We start from the raw sequence: 21,107 nt of genomic DNA on the forward strand, positions 1-21,107 counted from the left end.
GAGGGTGTTATTGGAATGCCTAGAACCCGTACAGCGCCTTATACTCGGCGTCGCGGCTGGCGATGAGTTGCGCCAGATTTAGCACGACCTTGCACTGTTTCCAAGTGGCGTCATCCTGCATCTTGCCATCGATCATCACTGCGCCACTGCCATCGGGCATAGCTTCCACCACGCGCTTGGCCCAAGCCACTTCATCCGCTTTCGGACTAAACACCCGCTTGGCGATGGCGATCTGGTTAGGATGCAGCGACCAAGCGCCGACACAGCCCATGAGATAAGCATTGCGGAACTGATCTTCACAGGCCACCAGGTCGGCGATGTCGCCGAACGGGCCGTAGAACGGCAGTGCGCCGACGCTGGCGCAAGCATCGACCATCTTGGCCATGGTGTAATGCCACAAATCCTGTTGTGCGGTAGGCCGAGAGGCATCGGGATTGCTCGGATCAGGATCGGTGCGCACGACATAATCGGGGTGTCCGCCGCCCACCCGTGTGGTCTTCATCCGCCGCGAAGCCGCTAGATCGGCAGGGCCAAGGCTCATCCCCTGCATCCGGGGGCTGGCGTTGGCGATTTCATCGACATTCGCCACGCCCAGCGCGGTTTCCAGAATGGCGTGAATCATCAATGGTTTCTTCACTCCGTACTTGGCTTCCAGTTGCGCCAGCAACTGATCGGCGAAATGAATATCCCACGCGCCCTGAATCTTGGGCAGCATGATCACATCCAGCTTGTCGCCGATCTCGCCCACCAGCCGAATCAAATCGTCCAGGAACCAGGGGCTGTCCAGGCTGTTGACCCGGGTCCAGAACTGGGTGTTGCCGAAATCGACGTTCTTGCCGATCTGCACCAGCCCTTCGCGAGCGGCTTCCTTGCGGTCAATCGGCACGGCGTCTTCCAGGTTGCCCAGCATGATGTCCACGGTCTTGGCGATATCCGGCACTTTGACCGCCATCTTGGGATTGCTGGGATCGAAGAAGTGGATCATCCGCGAGGGCAATACCGGAATCTCGCGGAGCGGCTCGGGAGCGCCAACGACCTTGGGTTTAAAGAAATCGCGGGGACTGCGCAGCATGGGATTTTCTCCTGTGGTTAGTAACGACCTTCATATTTATGGATCAGTTGTTGGGCGGCCACGGTCGGTGGGATATGGCCATTGATCACGGCTTCCTCGATCTCAGCGCGAATACTGTCCACGCCGGCATGATTAAAGAAGCTGGCGCGTAGGTGCTCCTCCACCATGGAATAAACCCAGTCCAGCGTTTGCCGTTGCCGGCGTTTCTCAAAGACGCCGCTGCCTGTGGTTTGTTCGCGGAACTGCCAGATCACTGACCAGATGGCGTCGATGCCTTCGCCGGACCTAGAGGAACAACTATACGCTTTCGTGCGCCAGCCTTCGGTGGCCGGAGCCAGAAAATGCAAGGCCCGATTGTACTCTGCACGGGCTGCGTTAGCGCGAATCTTGTTGTCGCCATCGGCTTTGTTGACCAGCAGCGCGTCGGCCAGCTCCATGATGCCTTTTTTAATGCCCTGTAATTCATCGCCAGCCCCGGACAGCATGAGCAACAGGAAGAAATCCACCATCGAACGCACGGTGGTTTCGCTTTGGCCCACACCGACTGTTTCCACCAGAATGACGTTATAGCCTGCCGCCTCGCAAATGAGCATGGTTTCACGACTCTTGCGGGTGACGCCGCCCAGAGTGCCACTGGAGGGCGAAGGGCGGATGAAAGCGCGCAGGTCACGGGACAACAGCTCCATCCGGGTTTTGTCGCCGAGAATGCTGCCGCGCGTCACGGTGCTGCTGGGGTCGACCGCTAGCACGGCGACCTTATGACCCTGTTCGCACAGGTGCAGGCCCAAGGCTTCGATAAAGGTGCTTTTGCCCACGCCGGGAACGCCGGTGATGCCGATCCGCACCGAGTGGCCGGTATTGGGCAGGAGTCGCCGCAGGACTTCCTGGCCCATATCGAAGTGCGCCTGAGCATTGCTTTCAACCAGGGTAATAGCTTGCGCCACGATATTGCGGTCACTGGCCAACACGCCGGCGACATATTCGTCGACCGTCAGCCGCCGCCGCCGTGGAGTCGCTGGACGCGGTACAGCAACGCTGGCTTGGCCAACGATGCCATCGTGACCGCCATCGACGCCAGCCATTACGGAGGTGGCGAATTCGGAACCAGCATTTTGGGGAACCCAGTCGGGTCTTTGTCTTGAGTCGTTCATGGGTTAGATCGTCACGCACTGGGGTGGATTGATGAGAGAGAGGCGCTCATTTTCAACAGGACGCCGGGAATTTGGTCAGTATGTTCGATGTAGATTTTTGTAGGGTCAATAAAAATCCTAAACAAATTATGGAGTCCGCACTATTTTCCAAAACTCAAAAAGGATTCTTACAGTACTTCACCATTAATCCTGATTCAAACTGCGCAACTGCCCGGCAGTCAATGCCCATTGCAGGTAACCCTCGCCAGCAGCGGGGCGGCCATCGAACTCAATCAAGGCCACGCCGCCCTTGCGGAAGGCCACCAGCGGGCGCGTCACATCCGCCAGCAACAATCCGGTCAGCAAACTCAGTTGCGGTTCATGGCCTACCGCCACCACAACGCCAGCGGTCGAGTATTGCGCCAGCCAGTCCAGCACCGCTTCCGGCGGATAGCGATAGTCCAGTTCAGGCCGCTCAATGATTGGCAGATCGCCATAAGCGCGGGCAATAATGTCCGCCGTCTCGCGGGCGCGCACTAGCGGGCTGCAAATCAACAAATCAATCTGCTCCAACTGCGAGCGCAGCCGGTTGGCGCCCTTGCGCATTTTCTTACGCCCGGCATCGGTCAACGGCCGCTGGGCATCAGTACCCCCCGCAGCCATGAAAGTTTCCGCATCCTCGGCGATCGCGTGGCGAACCAGTAACAGTTTCATTAGGGACTCCTCAAGATCACAATAACCGCCAGTGTATCATCGACAGGCGCTTTCATGATGCGCTGATGCCAATACGGGTTCTGCCCGCAGTTCTGACGGAAAATCACAGGTAAACACACTACCTGCGCCCAGTTCGCTGATGATCTGCAACTGGCCGCCATGATGGTTGAGTATATGCTTGACGATGGACAAGCCCAGTCCGGTTCCGCCGCTGCCGCGCGAACGGTCGCGATTCACCCGGTAGAAGCGCTCGGTCAGACGCGGCAAATGCTGAGGAGCGATCCCTTCGCCATTATCTTTGACGGCCAAATGAATGCCACTCGCGTCAGCCCACCAGCGCAGTTCAATCTGTCCTTCTGCGGGCGTGTAGCGCACGGCGTTGAACACCAGATTGGAAAAAGCGCTGCGAAGCTCTTTCTCACAACCGCAAATCCACAGTTCAGGATCGGCGATGACCTCGATCCGATGCCCCAGGTCGCCACTGAGCGCCAAGGCGTCATCAGCAATGTCCATCAAGAGCTTTGGAATCGCAATGGGTCGACGCGGTGATCGTTCCCTTTGCGACTCCAACCGCGCCAGCAGCAACAAATCTTCGATGATATGCAACATTCGGCTGGATTGCTGTTGCATGCCCCGCAAGGGTTGCCGCCAATGATCCAGCGCCACATCCTCGCTATCGAGAAGCGTCTCCAGATAACCGGTGATGACTGTTAAGGGTGTGCGCAATTCATGGGAAACATTGGCGACAAAGTCGCGCTGCATCTGCTCCAGACGCCGCATTCGGGAAATATCGGTGGCCAGCAGCAACCGCTGTTTCTTGCCATAAGGCACGATGCGCGCGCCCAGCAGCAGGCCATCATCGACCGGAGAAGGGAATTCCACGCGGTCACTGTCATGCGGGGCACGTGGATTTAGAAACGCTACAAAGGCTGGATGTCGCAACAAATGGGTAATCGGCAGACCCACATCCTGGCCTGGAGACAACCCAAGCAGGGTTTGGGAAGCGTTGTTGCACCACACCACCCGATCATCTTCGGCCAGTACGACCGCCGCGTCGGGTAAAGCAGCGGTCGCTTGCTGAAATTGCTGCAACAGGCGGCTGAGTTTGCGTTTGCGTTTGCGGCTTTGCCGGCGCAGGCGGGCGGTATGCGCGGCGACCTCTTGCCAGACCGGGCTGGCCCACGGTGGACTGGTGGCGGGGTCGCCGTGGAGCCAGCGATCCAACCGGTAGAGTTGCCATAACTGCCAAGCCAGGCTACTCAGCGCCGCCAGCAACAGACATAGCGTCAATTGACCCGTTATCCAGCCCAGCAATCCAGCGCCCGCAAAGATCAGCGCCAGCCGCTGGCATAAGTTCCACCAGGATTTGGACAAGACGCTAAACCCGAGTGGAAAACCGGTAACCCGCGCCGCGCACGGTTTGGATCAGGGCATCATAACCCTGTGGCTCCAGCACCTTGCGCAACCGGCGAATATGCACATCTACTGTGCGTTCCTCGACATAGACGTTGCTGCCCCAAACCCGGTCCAGCAACTGGCCGCGACTGTAGACCCGTTCCGGGTGCGACATGAAAAACTCCAGCAACCGGTATTCGGTCGGTCCCATCTCCAGTAATGATTCGTCAGCGCTGACCCGATGACTGGCCAGATCCAGCGAAAGACCATTCGCGCGCAGAATTTCATCTTCGGCAGCCGGACCGCCCCGGCGCAGCACCGCCCGGATGCGCGCCACCACCTCGCGCGGCGAAAACGGCTTGGTCACATAATCATCCGCGCCGCTTTCCAAACCCTGCACCTTGTCTTCTTCCTCGGCGCGGGCCGTCAACATAATGATGGGTAGTTCCCGGGTTAGATCGTCCTTTTTCAACCGGCGCGCGTAGTCAATTCCGCTAATGCCAGGCAACATCCAGTCCAGCAGGATCAAATCCGGCAGTTGCTCGACGATGCTGGCCTGCGCCTGTCGGGCGTCAGCGGCCTCTTCCACCTCATAACCGGCGTTAGTCAACGCAAACACGACCATTTCCCGGATCGGCTGCTCATCTTCCACGATTAAAATGCGTTTTGTGTTCATGCGCCCTCTTGAATTCGCTCGAACCGTCCCAAATGTATCCCAAAGTCGTTGCTATGGATTTCTGTATTTAAGGCAATTTGATGACAGGGAAGTGACAAGACGCCAGGCGGACGGATTTTCATAGCCAATCGCTATGAGGTCATTTGAATGATTCAATTTCCATAATGAATTGGCCTCGCTTAAGCTTTGCGCCACACTAACCCACGGCATTTCGCCACCCACTGTTGAGGAGATATTCCATGAGCGTTCTGGTTGCCCAACAAGCCCCTGATTTCACCGCCGCCGCCGTTATGCCCGATGGCTCGATCAAGGAGAACTTCAAGCTCTCCGAGCTGCGCGGCAAATACGTCGTGTTGTTCTTCTACCCCCTGGACTTCACTTTTGTCTGCCCATCGGAAATCATCGCCCATGATCATCGCATCGCCAAGTTCAAGGAACTGGGCGTGGAAGTGGTGGGCGTCTCCATCGACTCGCAGTATTCGCATTATGCCTGGCGCAATACGCCGGTTAACAAGGGCGGCATTGGCCCGGTGCAGTTTCCGCTGGTCGCCGATGTCAAGCATGAGATCACCCAGGCTTATGGCATCGAGCATCCCGCCGGGGTGGCGATGCGCGGCTCGTTTCTGATCGACAAAGCCGGCGTGGTGCAGGCGCAGATCGTCAACAACCTGCCGCTGGGCCGCGAAGTGGATGAAATGGTGCGTCTGATCGAAGCTCTGCAATTCAACGAGCAGTACGGCGAAGTCTGCCCAGCCGGGTGGAAGAAGGGCGACAAGGGAATGAAGCCGACGGCTGAAGGCGTGGCCGCTTATCTGGCCGAGAATTCTGCGGCGCTGTAAGAACTGTATAGAAATGCTCCTCTCCCCTTGGGAGAGGGGTTAGAAGTGAGGTAGTACCCGCACGCCAGCGCCCGGCCTTGGACGCTTGCGTTCCGGCATTGCCCGTTACCAATGAAAAATCAGGAGACGCCCCGATGAGCACCTCAAAGCACTGTCGCGTATTAATTCTGGGTTCCGGCCCCGCTGGCTACACTGCCGCCGTTTACGCCGCCCGCGCCAATCTTAACCCGGTCCTGGTCACCGGTTTGCAGATGGGTGGGCAACTGACCACGACGACCGAGGTCGATAACTGGCCAGGCGATGTGGAAGGACTGATGGGTCCCGACCTCATGGAGCGGATGAAACGGCACGCCGAGCGTTTTAATACCGAGATTATTTTCGATCACATCCATACGGCGCATCTACAAGAGCGGCCCTTTCGACTGATCGGCGATTCCGGGGAATACACCTGCGATGCGCTGATCATCGCCACCGGCGCCAGCGCCCAGTATCTGGGGCTACCTTCCGAACAGGCGTTCATGGGCAAAGGCGTGTCCGGTTGCGCCACTTGCGACGGTTTCTTCTATCGTAATCAGAAAGTCGCGGTAGTGGGCGGCGGCAATACCGCCGTTGAGGAAGCGCTGTACTTGGCTAATATCGCCAGCGAAGTGACTCTGATTCATCGTCGTCAGCAATTCCGCGCCGAGAAGATCATGGTCGACAAGCTAATGGAGAAAGTGAACAGCGGCAAGGTGCATCTGGAACTGGACTCCACCCTGGATGAAGTGTTGGGCGACGACAGCGGTGTAACCAGCATTCGGGTACGCAATGTCCAAACCGATGCCAAGAAAGATATTCCGCTTACAGGCTTGTTCATCGCGATTGGCCACAAACCCAATACGGACCTCTTTGCGGGCCAGTTGGAAATGCGTAATGGCTACATTCTGATCAAGACCGGTAGTGAAGGCGGCGCGACCTCAACCAGCATTCCAGGCGTATTTGCCGCTGGTGACGTAGCCGACCATGTCTATCGACAGGCGATCACCTCCGCCGGCAGCGGTTGCATGGCGGCTCTGGATGCGGACAAGTATCTGGATGGGTTGAGCTAAAAACGGTCTGCGACTGGCAAACTAAGATGTTCGGCGGGTTACGCTCCGCTAACCCGCCCTACTATTTGCTAACCTGCTCGACCAAGCTCAAATCAGCGGCTTGGCCCATTCCTGGTTCGTGCTGTCATCCACTGGAACAACCAACACTGGACGCTTCGACAGATGGGTGACCCGACGAGTCGTTGAACCCAACAAACCACCGGTTCGCAGCCCTGAACCGGTGTGCGTACCCATAATAATCATATCCACATTGTGCCGCTCCGCCTCGTACAGAATAACTTCCGAAGACTCGCCGCTAGCCACCCGCACTTCGGAAATCACTTCAGTTTGTTCCAGTGTTGCGCCCAGTTCTTCTTCGCAAAACGTCTCCATACGTTTATGAATCTTTTCTAAAATATCCTGGCTCGATACGTGATGGAGATGTTCGGCAGCCTCCGGTTGCAAGTAGGAGTCGATCAAAAACCGCACCGAATTACTCAACGGCTCCACGACATGCAGCAGGATGATGCGGGCGTTTAACTGCTTGGCCAGCCCAATGGTAAAGCGAAATACCGGTCGAGTGTGGCTGCCCAGCGCCGTGGTGTACAAGATGGTTTTGACTTCGGGAACCATGGATTCACTCCAGAACAAGAGTTACAAAGCCTTGCGACCCGGTCGCCGCGCACCTGTTTCCACGACCGATGACGTGCAAGAGAAAATGACGCCTTCTTCATACAACAAATATTTTTCTTTGAAAACCCACCTCTCTTTCATCCATTATGTTGCGCTGACTTTCCGCTCTGCGCCGACTGCGCTAACCTAGTCGGCATCCGAAAGGCAAAATTCCCTACCACACAATCCATAAACAGGAGAATCCTGCCATGCCTAAATCTGCACGCCCTCGCCGCAGTGTGTTGTATATGCCCGGTTCCAATGCGCGCGCCCTGGAAAAAGCCCGCACCCTGCCCGCCGATGGCCTGATTCTCGATCTCGAAGACGCCGTTGCGCCTGACGCCAAGGAACTGGCCCGCAAGCAAGTCTGTGAAGCCGTCGCCGCCGGCGGTTTCGGTATGCGCGAGATCATCGTTCGCGTTAACGCGCTGTCGACGCGCTGGGGCTATGAAGACATCGCCATGGCCTCGAAATCCGGCGCTGACGCTTTGCTGCTGCCCAAGGTGGAAAGCGCCGATGCTATCCACCACATGGAGGCGATCATGGAAGCCAACGGCGCCCCGGATAAGATGACGATCTGGGCGATGATGGAAACTCCACGCAGCATTCTTGAATCCCAGTCAATCGCCAAGGCGTCGCCACGCATGGAATGCCTGGTCATGGGTACTTCCGATCTGGCCAAGGAACTGGACTGCGCTCACACCCACGAACGGCTGCCATTTGTCACTTCGCTCGGTCTGTGCTTGTTGGCCGCCCGCGCCGCAGGATTGGGTATTCTCGACGGCGTCTATCTTGATTTGAACGACGAGTCCGGCTTTGATTTCGCATGCCGGCAAGGCAGTGAATTCGGCTTCGACGGCAAGACGCTCATCCACCCCAAACAGGTCGGCCCCTGCAATCAGGTCTTCACGCCAAAATCAGAAGATGTCGCCTGGTCGCGGCAAATCATCGAGGCGCACGCCGCCGCCGCCGCGCGTGGCGAAGGGGTCGTCGTGGTCAATGGGCGGCTGGTCGAGAACCTTCACGTCGAGAGCGCCCGCCGCGTGGTTAGCATGGCCGACGCCATTGCGGCAATGGAAGCCGCCGCTAAGGGTTAAGACCCATCTCCCTTTCCTTCTCCCCCAACCCCTCTCCCACCAGCGGGCGAGGGGAGTTCTTCATGATGAAAAAACTCTCCACTCCCTTCTATTCCGCGGCGCTATTACTAGCGATTCTAATACCGTTTACCGATAGATTTTGAATCTTCCTTTTCCGTAGTGAGCTTGGCGGTTCATCAGTTTTTTCGAGTTAAACCTAACGGTAATTGGTATAACCTTCGCCGCTTGTAAACCGACGCCGCCTGATCCGACCGTGCGCTTCACCGGCGCGACCATGGGGACGAGTTATGACCTCAAACTGGTTCCCACACCGAGTGAAACCCTGCCCACCGACTTCCAGACGCAAGTCGGCACTTTCGGCAGCACTAAACGGTTCTGGCTGTGCCGCCGCACCATGGCTCGAATCCAGATTGCAAAAATTCGCTTGAGTTCGGGATTATCGTCCAACCAGTCATTCAACAGGTCGATCAATCCGATCAGCGATGCTAAAGCCCCCGAAACACAGGAAGAGCCTTATTGTTTTCCACCATAAACTTGCTCTTTGGAAAACACCTTTTCAGCAATTAGAGTACTATCAATATTATCCTTGGTAATCAAAACAACAGGAGTAATAACGGTTGGAATCTTGGCGAACCCGTTATCGATCATGGCAAATCGCAGATCTTCCTTGCCGAACTCCTTGCCAATATCAACAGGGGATTTACCGGGGTTCCTGGCGATCTCGACGGCTATCTCAGCAGCCGCGAATGCCAATGGCTTGATCTTTTTCCAAATTTCGACCGCCTGCTTGCCTTGAACGATATATTGAATATTCTTCAAATCCGCATCCGATCCCGCTACAAAAACTTTCTCCACATCAGCCAGTTTTTCCAAGTCCAGCGCCGCGATTACTCCGCTGGCCAAGCCACTATTATTACAAACAAAAGCATCTACTTTATTATTATACTTGAGTAATAAAACACCTGTAGTTTCCATGGCTCGGTCAGGAGACCAATCGACGTGGGATATCTGGGCGATCAGTTGTAATCCAGGATTTTTTTGAATCGTTTCCAGAACGCCCTGGCTCATGGCGGCCGCATTGGAATCGCCTGGTTGCCCCATGATTAATGCAACCTTGCCTTCAACCTTGCCGTGGTGTTGCTGGAACCACTTAACCATGGCTTCTCCCTGCAACCGACCGACTGCCCAGCTATCCTGCATAACCATGATATCCAGAGGACCGTTGACCACCAGCGAGTCATAGCCGACCACTTTGACGCCTTTTCGATTCGCCAGGCGCACAAGCGCTCCGGCGGTTCCGGTATTGACGGGCTGGAGAACGATAACCTGAACCCCTTCATCCAGCATTTTTTCAAACTGCTGCAATTGAGTGAGTTCGTTGTTCCCGCTGGAGTCGAACAGAACTTGCGCACCCAGTGACTCGGCGTGGGTTATAAACTGGCTCTTGTCGGTTTGGTAGCGCTCTTCCTGCAAGGTCTTCAGAAGAAAACCAATCTTGACCGATGGTTCAGCCCCCATCCCAAGGGACGGAAATATCGCCGAAGCCATGATCAACAGAATTAGCACAAGGGTTCGGGCCATGACGGATGGCCCATTTGAGTTTACAGGCGGCGGCTTTGCCATATTCGTGATGTCCCCAAGGTAATAATGATGGGTGAATTTGAGCATGAGTACGCTCGGCTTCCTGCTCGTCGAATCCACTTTTACCCACGTTTCCTCTTGCTCAAAACGTCGAACCATACCGCCAGGATAATGATAAATCCCTTGATAATGAGTTGGTAAAAAGTCGGTACTTCCAACAGACTCATGCCGTTGTTGAGCACGCTGATGATGAATGCGCCGATGACCGTGCCGATGATGGTGCCTACGCCGCCGGAAAAGCTCGTTCCACCAATAATCACAGCCGAAATTGCATCGAGTTCGAACATGATGCCCAAGTTTGGGGAGGCGCCGTTAAGCCGCGATGCCAGCAGAATGCCAGACAGGGCCGAGAGGGTGGTGATAATGCAGTAAATGCCAAGCTTCATGCGGAAGATATTAATTCCGGATAGCCGCGCCGCCTCTTCATTGCCACCCATCGCATAAATTCGGCGTCCGAATTTGGTGCTCTGAAGTATGAAAGTACCTATAAATGCAATCACCGCGAAAATCGCGACTGGATAAGGTAGACCGCGATAGGTGAAGGCATACAGGGTCACGCCGCCAGCGAGCAGCATGACGACTACAGCGGTGATTAATTCCTGCGGTTTGACTTCGACGCCATATTTTTGTTTTTGTTTCAGATCGCGATATTCAGAGAAGAGCAAAAATCCGAGAATCACCAATATCGCGACTGTGGAAATCGTTACGGAAAAGTATCCGCCTCCAATCTCCGAAAAAATTGAGTTGGTCACGGGCACGGAGCCGCCCTTGGAAAGAGTCAGGGCCAAACCCCTGGCAATTGTCATCATCCCCAAGGTAATAATGAAAGGTGGAATATTGTAATGCGCGATCCAGAAACCATTCCAAAGCCCAATGAGAACACCGGTCAGAAACAAGGTGATGATGATCGCCGCCCAGATATTGACGCCGGACTGCATCAGAAGGGTCACCACAATCGCGGCCAGTCCAACAATCGAACCGACCGACAGGTCGATTCCGTTAATGATGATAACCAGGGTCATGCCAACCGCGATAATGCCAACAATCGTTGTTTGCCGAGCTAAATTAGTCAAATTTCTCGGCGTAAAGAAAGCATCATCCCAGAAGCTAAAAATGACCATTAACACGATCAAAGCGACTAGGGTTCCATTATCCTTCAAAAACTTGAGAAAGGCCCGAACCCCATCGCTTTGTAGAAATCCTTGCGCGCCTTGATCGTTGGTTACGCTGTTTGTCATGTTGTTATCCTCCTTATTTTCGGCTACCAGTAGCATAGGCCATAATCTGTTCCTTGGTTGCTTCCTCGCGTGTCAACTCAGTCACGATCTCCCCTTCGCACATCACCAAGATACGGTCGCTGATTCCCATGACTTCCGGGAGTTCCGAGGAAATAATAATCACTGTAACTCCATCCTCAACCAGCTTATTCAATAAATTGTAAATCTCGACTTTCGCGCCCACATCGATGCCACGAGTAGGCTCGTCGAGGATCAGAACTTTTGGTTTGGTGTTAAGCCATTTGGCCAAAATGACTTTTTGCTGGTTACCGCCGCTGAGCGTATCAATTTTGACGTCGAGTCCGGGGGTTTTGATCGACAATTGCTTTACGTAATTCTGGGCCAGGTTTCGCTCCCTGGCTTGATTAATCACGCCCAGATAATTGGCAACGGTTTCCAGTGAACTGATCATCATATTCTGGACGATGCTTTGCCCCAAAATCAGTCCGATGCGTTTTCGGTCCTCGGTAACCAGAGCAATACCCTTTTCAATCGCATCATGTGGGGAGCGAAAATGCACAGGCTGATTACTCAAGTAAATTTCACCCCGAGCCGGACCTGGCGGCGCTCCGAAAATCCCCGAGACCAACTCGGTTCGTCCCGACCCCATCAATCCGGAAAAACCAAGAATTTCCCCCTTATATGCACAGAAGGATACGTTTTTGACTTTCTTCTGACCCGGCAAATCCGGGTTGTCGATCTCAAAATTCCTGACTTCCAGCATTTTTTCACCGCGCTGACATTTCCCCTTGGGAAACATATCCTTGACATCACGCCCGACCATACGGCTAATCAGTTGATCCAGCGTGATCTCGGCGATTGGCGTCACATCGCCGATGGTTTTCCCATCCCGCAGCACCACCACGCGATCCGCGATTTGCTGGAGTTCTTCCATCTTGTGCGAAATGTAGGACATGCAAACGCCTTGGCGCTTTAACTTCCGAATAATCTCGAACAATGCCGCAACTTCCTTATCGGTCAAAGCGGAGGTAGGCTCATCGAATACCAATACATCAGCCTTTTTGGATAAGGCCTTGGCAATTTCCACCATTTGTTGTTTTCCGACAGTCAAGTTCTTGACTTGATCGGTCGGTTTGAAATCCTTGATATTGAGTTCATCCAATAAGCGCTGCGTTTCAGCGAACAGTTTGCTCCAATTGATCATGCCAAACGCATTGGTAATTTGGCGATCCAGAAAAATATTTTCAGCGACCGTCAATTCCGGGATCAGATTCAACTCCTGATAGATGATGGCGATCCCCGACGCTTCCGCCTCTTTGGTGTTATAAAACCGTTTAAGCTTTCCCCGTAGATAAATATCTCCCTGATAGGTTGGATAGGACCAGACTCCGCTCAAAACCTTCATCAAGGTTGATTTTCCTGCTCCATTTTCACCCATCAAGGCCAACACTTCTCCTGATCGCGCTTCGAAATTGACATCGTCCAAGGCGCGCACACCAGGAAAATCCTTAACGATGTTTTTCATTTCCAATACGATTTCGCCCATTGAATTCACCGTCCCGTCTTATATCAAGTTTTAATTATTAAAGCCCACTTTTATATTGACCATAAAAATGGGCTTCAACAGATGATCCCGTCGTGCGAAGGAAACTCGATCAGAACCGGTTAACTATTATTTACTGCCGTAGACTTGCTCCTTGGTATAAAGCCCTCCCGCGATAACGGTGGAGTCCAGGTTCTCCTTGGTGACCGGAACGATCTCGGTGACAACGGTTGGCACATCGACCGCACCGTTATTGATCGTTTTGTCGATTTTGACCAGCTCGGCGGGTTTCTTGTCAGGGTTTTGCGCCAGTTTGACCGCGATTTCCGCGGCGGTCTCTGCCAGTGGCTTCACTTTCTTCCAGATTTCGAGGGTTTGCTTACCCTGCGCCACATATTGAATATTGGCCAGATCGGCATCGGAGCCGGCGACAAACACCTTGTCAGTGTTGGCAAGACCTTGCGCGTTGAGCGCCGCGACCACGCCCCTGGCCATGCCGCTGTTGTTGCAGAGAAACGCATCAACCTGGTTCTTATACTTGGTCAAAGCATTTTCAGTCGTGGCCATCGCCTTATCGCTGGACCAGCCTTCGTGGGATTGCTCCACCACCAGTTCCAAGCCTGGGGTATTCTTGATGATCTCCAAGGCACCGCTGCTCATGGCGGCCGCGTTGGAATCGCCCGGCTGTCCCATAATGAGTGCGACTTTCCCTTCGACTTTTCCCTTGTGTTTCTTGAACCAGTCCAACATCGCCTCACCTTGAAGCTTCCCGACCGCCCAGCTATCCTGCATGACCATGATGTCGAGTGGGCCATTGACCAGCATCGAATCATAGCCGACGACCTTTACGTCTTCTTCATTCGCCGTCTTGACCATGTTACCAGCCGTTCCAGTATTCACCGGTTGTAGCACGATGACCTTGCAGCCCTTGGACAGCATGTTTTCAAACTTGGATAATTGCGCCTGTTCATCGTTGTTGGCTGAATCAAACACGACTTCAGCACCCAGGGATTCAGCTTTCGCGGTGAAATCGGCTTTATCGCGCTGATATCGCTCTTCCTGCATAGTTTTCAATAAAAGGCAGACTTTGACCGGCTTGGCGCCAAACGCCTTGCCGCCCACGGCAAAAATCGCCAAGGCAGCCACGATGAACAGAATCTTGAGATTTTTTTGGTTCATTGAATCCTCCTTATATAATGAAAATTATTTGATCAACCAACCGAACGAACGCTTGACCGGCATCGTCGGCCAGGGAAGGCGGATCAGGGTTATTCGGATGTTCAATTTGAAGTGTAGTCCCTTTTGAAAGTGTAGTTTCTTTATTTTGAGGGTTTTCCTTGGAGGTAGTCCTGCAGGATATAGTGACAACAAATATTTAATTATTAATAATTTTTTCAGATAAGCGGCAAGAAGCATTCCGGGTGACATCGATTCGAAGTGCCTGATTGCTATCGTGGCGCCGGCCGCCAGAAGCTCGATTTCCAAGATATACTTCACCATTGATTATAACTTAACCATCGAAGATTGACGGGATAGCTAGTCGGCATCCGAAAGGCAAAATTCCCTACCACACAATCCATAAACAGGAGAATCCTGCCATGCCTAAATCTGCACGCCCTCGCCGCAGTGTGTTGTATATGCCCGGTTCCAATGCGCGCGCCCTGGAAAAAGCCCGCACCCTGCCCGCCGATGGCCTGATTCTCGATCTCGAAGACGCCGTTGCGCCTGACGCCAAGGAACTGGCCCGCAAGCAAGTCTGTGAAGCCGTCGCCGCCGGCGGTTTCGGTATGCGCGAGATCATCGTTCGCGTTAACGCGCTGTCGACGCGCTGGGGCTATGAAGACATCGCCATGGCCTCGAAATCCGGCGCTGACGCTTTGCTGCTGCCCAAGGTGGAAAGCGCCGATGCTATCCACCACATGGAGGCGATCATGGAAGCCAACGGCGCCCCGGATAAGATGACGATCTGGGCGATGATGGAAACTCCACGCAGCATTCTTGAATCCCAGTCAATCGCCAAGGCGTCGCCACGCATGGAATGCCTGGTCATGGGTACTTCCGATCTGGCCAAGGAACTGGACTGCGCTCACACCCACGAACGGCTGCCATTTGTCACTTCGCTCGGTCTGTGCTTGTTGGCCGCCCGCGCCGCAGGATTGGGTATTCTCGACGGCGTCTATCTTGATTTGAACGACGAGTCCGGCTTTGATTTCGCATGCCGGCAAGGCAGTGAATTCGGCTTCGACGGCAAGACGCTCATCCACCCCAAACAGGTCGGCCCCTGCAATCAGGTCTTCACGCCAAAATCAGAAGATGTCGCCTGGTCGCGGCAAATCATCGAGGCGCACGCCGCCGCCGCCGCGCGTGGCGAAGGGGTCGTCGTGGTCAATGGGCGGCTGGTCGAGAACCTTCACGTCGAGAGCGCCCGCCGCGTGGTTAGCATGGCCGACGCCATTGCGGCAATGGAAGCCGCCGCTAAGGGTTAAGACCCATCTCCCTTTCCTTCTCCCCCAACCCCTCTCCCACCAGCGGGCGAGGGGAGTTCTTCATGATGAAAAAACTCTCCACTCCCTTCTATTCCGCGGCGCTGCTGCTGGCAGTTCTAACCTTCGCTGCTTGTAAACCAACATCGCCTGATCCGACCATGCGCTTCACCGGCGCGACTATGGGGACAAGTTATGACCTCAAACTGGTTCCCTCGCCGGGTGAAACCCTGCACGCTGACTTCCAGACGCGAGTCGAAGCCCTGCTGACGCGCATCAACAAAACGCTATCCACCTATGACCCCGATTCCGAGCTTTCCCGCTTCAACCAGAATCCCAGCACTGAGTGGATCGCGGTATCATCCGAATTGCAACAAATCGTTGCCGAGGGACTGCGGATCAGCGAATTAAGCAGTGGGGCCTTTGACATCACCGTTGGGCCGCTGGTGAATCTATGGGGCTTCGGCCCGGCGCCGCGCCGTGACCAGGTTCCCGGCGATGCCGAAATTGTCCAGGAGCGCGAGCGGGTCGGCTATTGGCATTTAAGCGTCCGCGAGGAGCCGCCAGCGCTCAAGAAAGACCGTCCCGACCTGTATGTGGATCTTTCCGCGATCGCCAAGGGCTACGGCGTCGATCAATTGGCGGCGCTGGTCGAGGCGGCGGGCATTGAGAACTACCTGGTTTCCATTGCTGGCGAGATTCGCGCAAAGGGCCACAACGGCCAAGGTCAACCCTGGACCCTTGCCATTGAAAAGCCGGTCGCGGGCCAACGCGCGGTGGAACGGCTGATTCAACCAGGTGATCACAGTGTCTCGACTTCGGGCGATTATCGCAATTTTTTCGAACAGAACGGCCAACGCTACTCACATATCATCAACCCACGCACCGGTCGGCCCGTGCCGCAAACCCTCGCGTCAGTGACTGTAGTTACCAATCGATCCATGATCGCCGACGCCACCGCCACCGCTCTGATGGCCTCGGGTGCGGAATTTGGTTTTCAACTTGCAAGCGCCCACCGTTTGGCGGCTTTTTTTATCACTGTCGACCCCAAGGGAGAGTTCCAGGAGCGCTATACGTCGGAATTTGAACAGTATCTGATGCAATAGGCTAAGCACCCCTGACCTTGTTCATTGCCCCCTAAAACATTAGAATTTTCTAATATACAAAACCTGACATCCATCCGGCTTGAGAGGGACTGCCATGTCCACGCTAATTCGCCCCTTGCTCTTGCTCATCCTGCCCAGTTTTCTGGCCATCCCGTCCATAACCGCGATCGCTGCGGAACTCCCTTTTCCGGTTGCTGAAGCCCGGCAACAAACCCTGCCCGATGAGCAGGTGCTTGACGGCGTCGTCGAGGCCGTTAACAAAAGCACGGTTTCCGCCCAGACAGCGGGGCGGGTCGAGGAGATCATGGTCGATGTTAATGACTTCGTTCCGCAAGGAGCGCCGATCGTCCGTATCCGCAACATCGAACAACGCGCCGGTCTGGAACAGGCACAGGCCGCTTTGCGCGAGGCGCAGGCCCGTTTCATTGAAGCCGACGCTGAATACAAGCGCATTCGCGGCGTGTATGAAAAACAGTTGGTATCCAAGGCGCAAATGGATTCCGCCACCGCCACGCTCAATGCCGCCAAGGCGCGTCTGGAAGCAGCGCAGGCGGGCGTTGCGCAGGCCAAGGAGTCGCTGGGCTACACCACGATCAATGCGCCCTACAGTGGCATTGTCCTGGAGCGCCATGTGGAGCTGGGCGAGACTGTGCAACCGGGCAAGCCGTTGATGACCGGTTTCTCACTGGATGAATTGCGCGTGATCGTCAACGTACCGCAGCGCCTCATTGGGCCGGTGCGCCAGTACAGTCAAGCGCGGGTGTTGCCACCGAATGGCGGACCTGGCATTCCCGCCGAGAAGCTAACCTTTTTCCCCTACGCTGATCCGCAGAGCAATGTATTCAAGGTGCGCGTGTACCTGCCGCCCAAAACCGAGGGGTTCTATCCGGGCATGTTCGTCAAGACCGCGTTCCGGGTGGGCGAGGATCAACGGTTGACCGTGCCGCGCGCCGCGCTCGCGCAACGCGGCGAAGTGAGCGCTGTTTACGTGGTCAAGAACGATCGGGTCAACCTGCGCCAGGTGCGGCCTGGCCGAACCGAAGGGGATCAGGTGGAAATCCTGGCCGGGCTGGACGCCGGCGAAACGGTGGCCCTGAACCCGATCCAGGCTGGCGTTTATCTCAAGGAACAGGCGCGGAGCGGAGGTCAATGATATGAACGAGGCCGCCGAACCCCGTCTCGGCCTGTCCGGGGCGATTGCAAAAAAATTCCTGCGCAATCAGATTACGCCCTTGCTGGCTCTGGTCGGGTTGTTGATGGGCTTGTTCGCAGTGCTGGTCACGCCCCGCGAGGAGGAGCCGCAAATCAACGTGACCTTCGCCAATGTGTTCATTCCCTTCCCCGGCGCTACCGCCCAAGAGGTGGAAAAGCTGGTGAGCAGTCCGGCGGAGCAGATGCTGGCGGAAATCGAAGGCGTGGAGCATGTCTACTCGATCTCCCGGCCCGGCATGGCGGCGCTGACTGTGCAGTTTTTCGTCGGCGAACCACGCACTGACGCCATCGTCCGGCTGTATAACAAATTGTATTCCAACGCAGACTGGTTACCACCGAACCTCGGGGTGGGACAGCCGATTGTCAAACCCAAGGGCATTGACGACGTGCCGATTGTCGCCCTGACCCTGTGGACCGAAGACCCTACGCGCAGCGCCAACGATCTGGCGCGGGTGGCGCATACCCTGGAAACCGAATTGAAGCGGGTCGCTGGCACCCGCAATCTGTACACCATCGGCGCGCCGGATCGCGTCGTCCATGTGCTGTTCGATCCGGCCAAGCTGTCGGGCTATGACTTGTCGCTGGCCGAATTGCGCCGCTCGTTGCAAGCTGCGAACGCTTCGGCAGACGCCGGCGCGCTGGTGAGCGATAACCGGGAGATTCCGGTCCAGGCCGGCAGTTTCCTGGTGAATTCTGGAGAGATCGGCCAACTGGTGGTCGGCTTGCACCAGGGAACGCCGGTCTATTTGGCCGATGTCGCCGAGGTCCGGCTAGGGCCGGATTCGCCAGAGCACTATGTCTGGCTGGGAACCGGTCCAGCGGCGGCGGCTAACGGCATTGCAACGCGCGGAGAATTTCCGGCGGTGACCTTGGCGATTGCCAAGAAGCCGGGCGAGAACGCCGTGCAAATCGCCGATCAACTACTGAAACGGGTTAAAGAGTTGCGGGGTACGTTCATTCCGGAAGGCGTGAATCTTACTGTGACCCGCAACTACGGAGTCACCGCGAATGACAAGGCGATGGCTCTGATCGCTAAGCTCATGTTCGCCACCGGCCTGGTGATCGTGTTAGTGCTGATTGCGTTGGGCTGGCGCGAGGCGTTCATCGTCGGCGCGGCGGTGATTTTGACCTTGACTATCACACTGTTTGCCTCCTGGGCTTGGGGTTTTACCCTCAACCGGGTGTCGCTGTTCGCGCTGATTTTCTCCATCGGCATCCTGGTGGACGACGCCATCGTGGTGGTGGAGAACATTCACCGGCATATCCATCTGGGCGGGCGCACGTTGGTTGAGGCGATTCCGCGGGCGGTGGACGAAGTGGGCGGCCCGACCATTCTGGCGACCTTCACGGTCATTGCCGCCCTGCTACCTATGGCGTTTGTGTCCGGGTTGATGGGACCGTACATGAGTCCGATTCCGATCAACTCCAGCATGGGGATGTTGATTTCGCTGGCGGTGGCCTTCGTGTTCACCCCGTGGCTGACCTACAAGGTATTGCATCGGGCAAACTCACCGTCGAACCACCCCGGCGCTGACGCGCCACCTCTCCTTGGCCAAGGAGGGGAAAATGCTGGGACGGAAGACTTCGCCCATCGCCTGTTCCGCCGGGTGGTTGGTCCATTCCTGCGCGGGCGGCAGGGCCGGCCACTGCGCTGGTTGTTGGGCATTGCGGTGCTGGTCATGATCGGTGGTTCGATCAGCCTGGCTTATTTCCAACTCGTGGTGCTGAAGATGCTGCCCTTTGACAACAAGTCGGAGTTCCAAGTGATCGTGGATATGCCGGAAGGAACCACGCTGGAGCAAACCGCCTGGGTGCTAGGCGAACTGGGCCGCTATCTGACCACGGTGCCCGAGGTGACCGATTATCAGGTCTATGCCGGAACTTCCGCGCCGATCAATTTCAACGGTCTGGTGCGTCAGTACTATCTACGCGAAGGGGCAAACGTCGGCGACCTTCAGGTAAATCTGGTGGATAAGAAACACCGTCACCGGCAAAGCCATGAGATTGCCCTAGCTGTGCGCGGTCCCTTGCAGGAAATTGGCGCGAAGTATGACGCCAATGTGAAGGTTGTCGAAGTGCCGCCCGGTCCGCCGGTTATGGCCCCGCTCGTCGCGGAGGTTTATGGATTGAATTACCCTGGGCAGATCAAAGCTGCGCAGCGCGTCCGGCAAGTGTTCAGCGCCACCCCGGACATCATCGATGTCGATGATACGGTGGAGACTCCTTCCGAACGCTTGATCGCCCATGTCGACCGAGCCAAGGCGGCATTGCTTGGCGTATCGCAACAAGCAGTTGCCGCTGACATCAATACCGCCTTACGCGGCGAGGATGTCAGCTATCTGCATTCCGAAACCGCTAAGTACCCGATTCCGCTGCGTCTGGAGTTGCCCGTCGCTGACAAGGCGGATATGGCCTCAGTGCTGGATTTACGCATGCGCAGTCAGGCTGGCCCCCTCGTGCCGCTGTCAGAGATTGTGGATATTGAAACGACGCAGCGCGAGAACGCAATTTACCACAAGGACTTGCTACCTGTGGTGTTCGTCTTTGGCGATATGGCGGGACGGCTGGACAGTCCTCTCTATGGGATGTTCGAGATTTTTAGCCGTCTGCGAGACACGCCGATTGCCGGGGAACCGGTTGAACAATTTTTCATCCGCCCACCGGATAATCCCTACACTTATAGTTTGAAATGGGATGGCGAATGGCAGATTACCTATGAAACTTTCCGCGACATGGGCATTGCCTACGGCGTCGGAATGATTCTGATCTACCTGCTGGTGGTGGCGCAATTTCATTCCTACCTTGTGCCGCTCATCATCATGGCGCCGATTCCGCTGACCATCATCGGCGTGATGCCTGGCCATGCCTTGCTGCATGCGCAATTCACGGCGACCTCGATGATTGGCATGATCGCGCTGGCTGGGATCATTGTCCGCAACTCGATTCTGCTGGTCGATTTCATCAATCTGGAGGTCGAGAATGGCGTACCGTTTCAGGAGGCGGTGATCCGTTCCAGCGCGGTGCGGGCTAAGCCGATCATACTGACCGCGCTGGCGGCGATGCTGGGGGCATTGTTCATTCTCGATGATCCCATTTTCCGGGGTCTGGCCATCTCACTGATTTTCGGGATTCTGGTCTCGACCCTGCTGACGCTGGCGTTCATCCCGGTGCTGTATTACGCTGCGTTTCGGCGGCGGCTAGAAAAATGATTAAGCGACTGCC

18 protein-coding genes are annotated in these 21,107 nt (G+C 55.6%); 8 read left to right on the plus strand and 10 right to left on the minus strand.

The features are described 5' to 3' along the window. Positions 1 to 19: 19 nt before the first annotated feature. From H6973_15115 to phoB, 5 genes are all read right to left on the minus strand, one after another. Positions 20 to 1,069 carry a CoA ester lyase gene (locus H6973_15115; GenBank protein MCP5126916.1) on the minus strand — a complete coding sequence of 350 codons (1,050 nt, stop codon included), beginning with the start codon at positions 1,067 to 1,069 and terminating at the stop codon, positions 20 to 22. Between the two features lie 20 nt (positions 1,070 to 1,089). Next, positions 1,090 to 2,223, minus strand: coding sequence for a methylmalonyl Co-A mutase-associated GTPase MeaB (meaB, locus tag H6973_15120; GenBank protein MCP5126917.1), 1,134 nt, complete (start codon positions 2,221 to 2,223; stop codon positions 1,090 to 1,092). 183 nt (positions 2,224 to 2,406) lie between these two features. Further along, positions 2,407 to 2,916, minus strand: a complete 510-nt coding sequence (locus H6973_15125) for a histidine phosphatase family protein (protein MCP5126918.1) — start codon at positions 2,914 to 2,916, stop codon at positions 2,407 to 2,409. Between the two features lie 36 nt (positions 2,917 to 2,952). Further along, on the minus strand, positions 2,953 to 4,290 hold the full coding sequence (phoR, locus tag H6973_15130; protein ID MCP5126919.1) for a phosphate regulon sensor histidine kinase PhoR: 1,338 nt from the start codon (positions 4,288 to 4,290) through the stop codon (positions 2,953 to 2,955). Positions 4,291 to 4,294: 4 nt separating this feature from the next. Beyond that, on the minus strand, positions 4,295 to 4,987 hold the full coding sequence (gene phoB, locus H6973_15135) for a phosphate regulon transcriptional regulator PhoB (GenBank protein MCP5126920.1): 693 nt from the start codon (positions 4,985 to 4,987) through the stop codon (positions 4,295 to 4,297). Positions 4,988 to 5,226: 239 nt separating this feature from the next. On the opposite strand from phoB, the gene H6973_15140 reads away from it, so the two are divergent. Together H6973_15140 and trxB are read left to right on the plus strand one after the other, a co-directional pair. Further along, positions 5,227 to 5,826, plus strand: a complete 600-nt coding sequence (locus H6973_15140) for a peroxiredoxin (protein MCP5126921.1) — start codon at positions 5,227 to 5,229, stop codon at positions 5,824 to 5,826. Positions 5,827 to 5,960: 134 nt separating this feature from the next. Then, on the plus strand, positions 5,961 to 6,914 hold the full coding sequence (gene trxB / locus H6973_15145) for a thioredoxin-disulfide reductase (protein MCP5126922.1): 954 nt from the start codon (positions 5,961 to 5,963) through the stop codon (positions 6,912 to 6,914). A gap of 87 nt (positions 6,915 to 7,001) precedes the next feature. Here the strand turns inward: trxB and H6973_15150 are convergent, their stop codons facing one another. Next, positions 7,002 to 7,526, minus strand: a complete 525-nt coding sequence (locus tag H6973_15150) for a universal stress protein (GenBank protein MCP5126923.1) — start codon at positions 7,524 to 7,526, stop codon at positions 7,002 to 7,004. 248 nt (positions 7,527 to 7,774) lie between these two features. On the opposite strand from H6973_15150, the gene H6973_15155 reads away from it, so the two are divergent. Both H6973_15155 and H6973_15160 read left to right on the plus strand, forming a co-directional pair. After that, positions 7,775 to 8,662, plus strand: coding sequence for a CoA ester lyase (locus H6973_15155; protein ID MCP5126924.1), 888 nt, complete (start codon positions 7,775 to 7,777; stop codon positions 8,660 to 8,662). Positions 8,663 to 8,915: 253 nt separating this feature from the next. After that, entirely contained in the window at positions 8,916 to 9,194 is a 279-nt protein-coding gene (locus H6973_15160) for a hypothetical protein (GenBank protein MCP5126925.1), read from the plus strand. On the opposite strand, the gene H6973_15165 is transcribed toward H6973_15160, so the two are convergent. The 4 genes from H6973_15165 to H6973_15180 form a co-directional block, all read right to left on the minus strand. Continuing rightward, positions 9,176 to 10,285, minus strand: coding sequence for a substrate-binding domain-containing protein (locus H6973_15165; GenBank protein ID MCP5126926.1), 1,110 nt, complete (start codon positions 10,283 to 10,285; stop codon positions 9,176 to 9,178). The genes H6973_15160 and H6973_15165 overlap by 19 nt on opposite strands. Before the next feature lie 80 nt (positions 10,286 to 10,365). After that, positions 10,366 to 11,541: an inner-membrane translocator gene (locus H6973_15170; GenBank protein ID MCP5126927.1), complete on the minus strand. Its 1,176-nt coding sequence runs from the start codon at positions 11,539 to 11,541 to the stop codon at positions 10,366 to 10,368. A 13-nt stretch (positions 11,542 to 11,554) separates the two neighbouring features. Further along, positions 11,555 to 13,087, minus strand: coding sequence for a sugar ABC transporter ATP-binding protein (locus tag H6973_15175; GenBank protein ID MCP5126928.1), 1,533 nt, complete (start codon positions 13,085 to 13,087; stop codon positions 11,555 to 11,557). Positions 13,088 to 13,213: 126 nt separating this feature from the next. Continuing rightward, on the minus strand, positions 13,214 to 14,263 hold the full coding sequence (locus H6973_15180) for a substrate-binding domain-containing protein (GenBank protein ID MCP5126929.1): 1,050 nt from the start codon (positions 14,261 to 14,263) through the stop codon (positions 13,214 to 13,216). Positions 14,264 to 14,682: 419 nt separating this feature from the next. Here H6973_15180 and H6973_15185 point away from each other — a divergent pair, with 419 nt between their 5' ends. From H6973_15185 to H6973_15200, 4 genes are all read left to right on the plus strand, one after another. After that, positions 14,683 to 15,570, plus strand: a complete 888-nt coding sequence (locus H6973_15185) for a CoA ester lyase (GenBank protein ID MCP5126930.1) — start codon at positions 14,683 to 14,685, stop codon at positions 15,568 to 15,570. Between the two features lie 65 nt (positions 15,571 to 15,635). Further along, positions 15,636 to 16,673, plus strand: coding sequence for an FAD:protein FMN transferase (locus H6973_15190; protein ID MCP5126931.1), 1,038 nt, complete (start codon positions 15,636 to 15,638; stop codon positions 16,671 to 16,673). Between the two features lie 94 nt (positions 16,674 to 16,767). Then, positions 16,768 to 17,826, plus strand: coding sequence for an efflux RND transporter periplasmic adaptor subunit (locus H6973_15195; protein MCP5126932.1), 1,059 nt, complete (start codon positions 16,768 to 16,770; stop codon positions 17,824 to 17,826). A gap of 1 nt (position 17,827) precedes the next feature. Continuing rightward, positions 17,828 to 21,094, plus strand: a complete 3,267-nt coding sequence (locus H6973_15200) for an efflux RND transporter permease subunit (protein MCP5126933.1) — start codon at positions 17,828 to 17,830, stop codon at positions 21,092 to 21,094. Positions 21,095 to 21,107 lie beyond the last annotated feature (13 nt).

The organism is Gammaproteobacteria bacterium, from assembly GCA_024235095.1.
In the GTDB taxonomy this organism is placed as follows: domain Bacteria; phylum Pseudomonadota; class Gammaproteobacteria; order Competibacterales; family Competibacteraceae; genus UBA2383.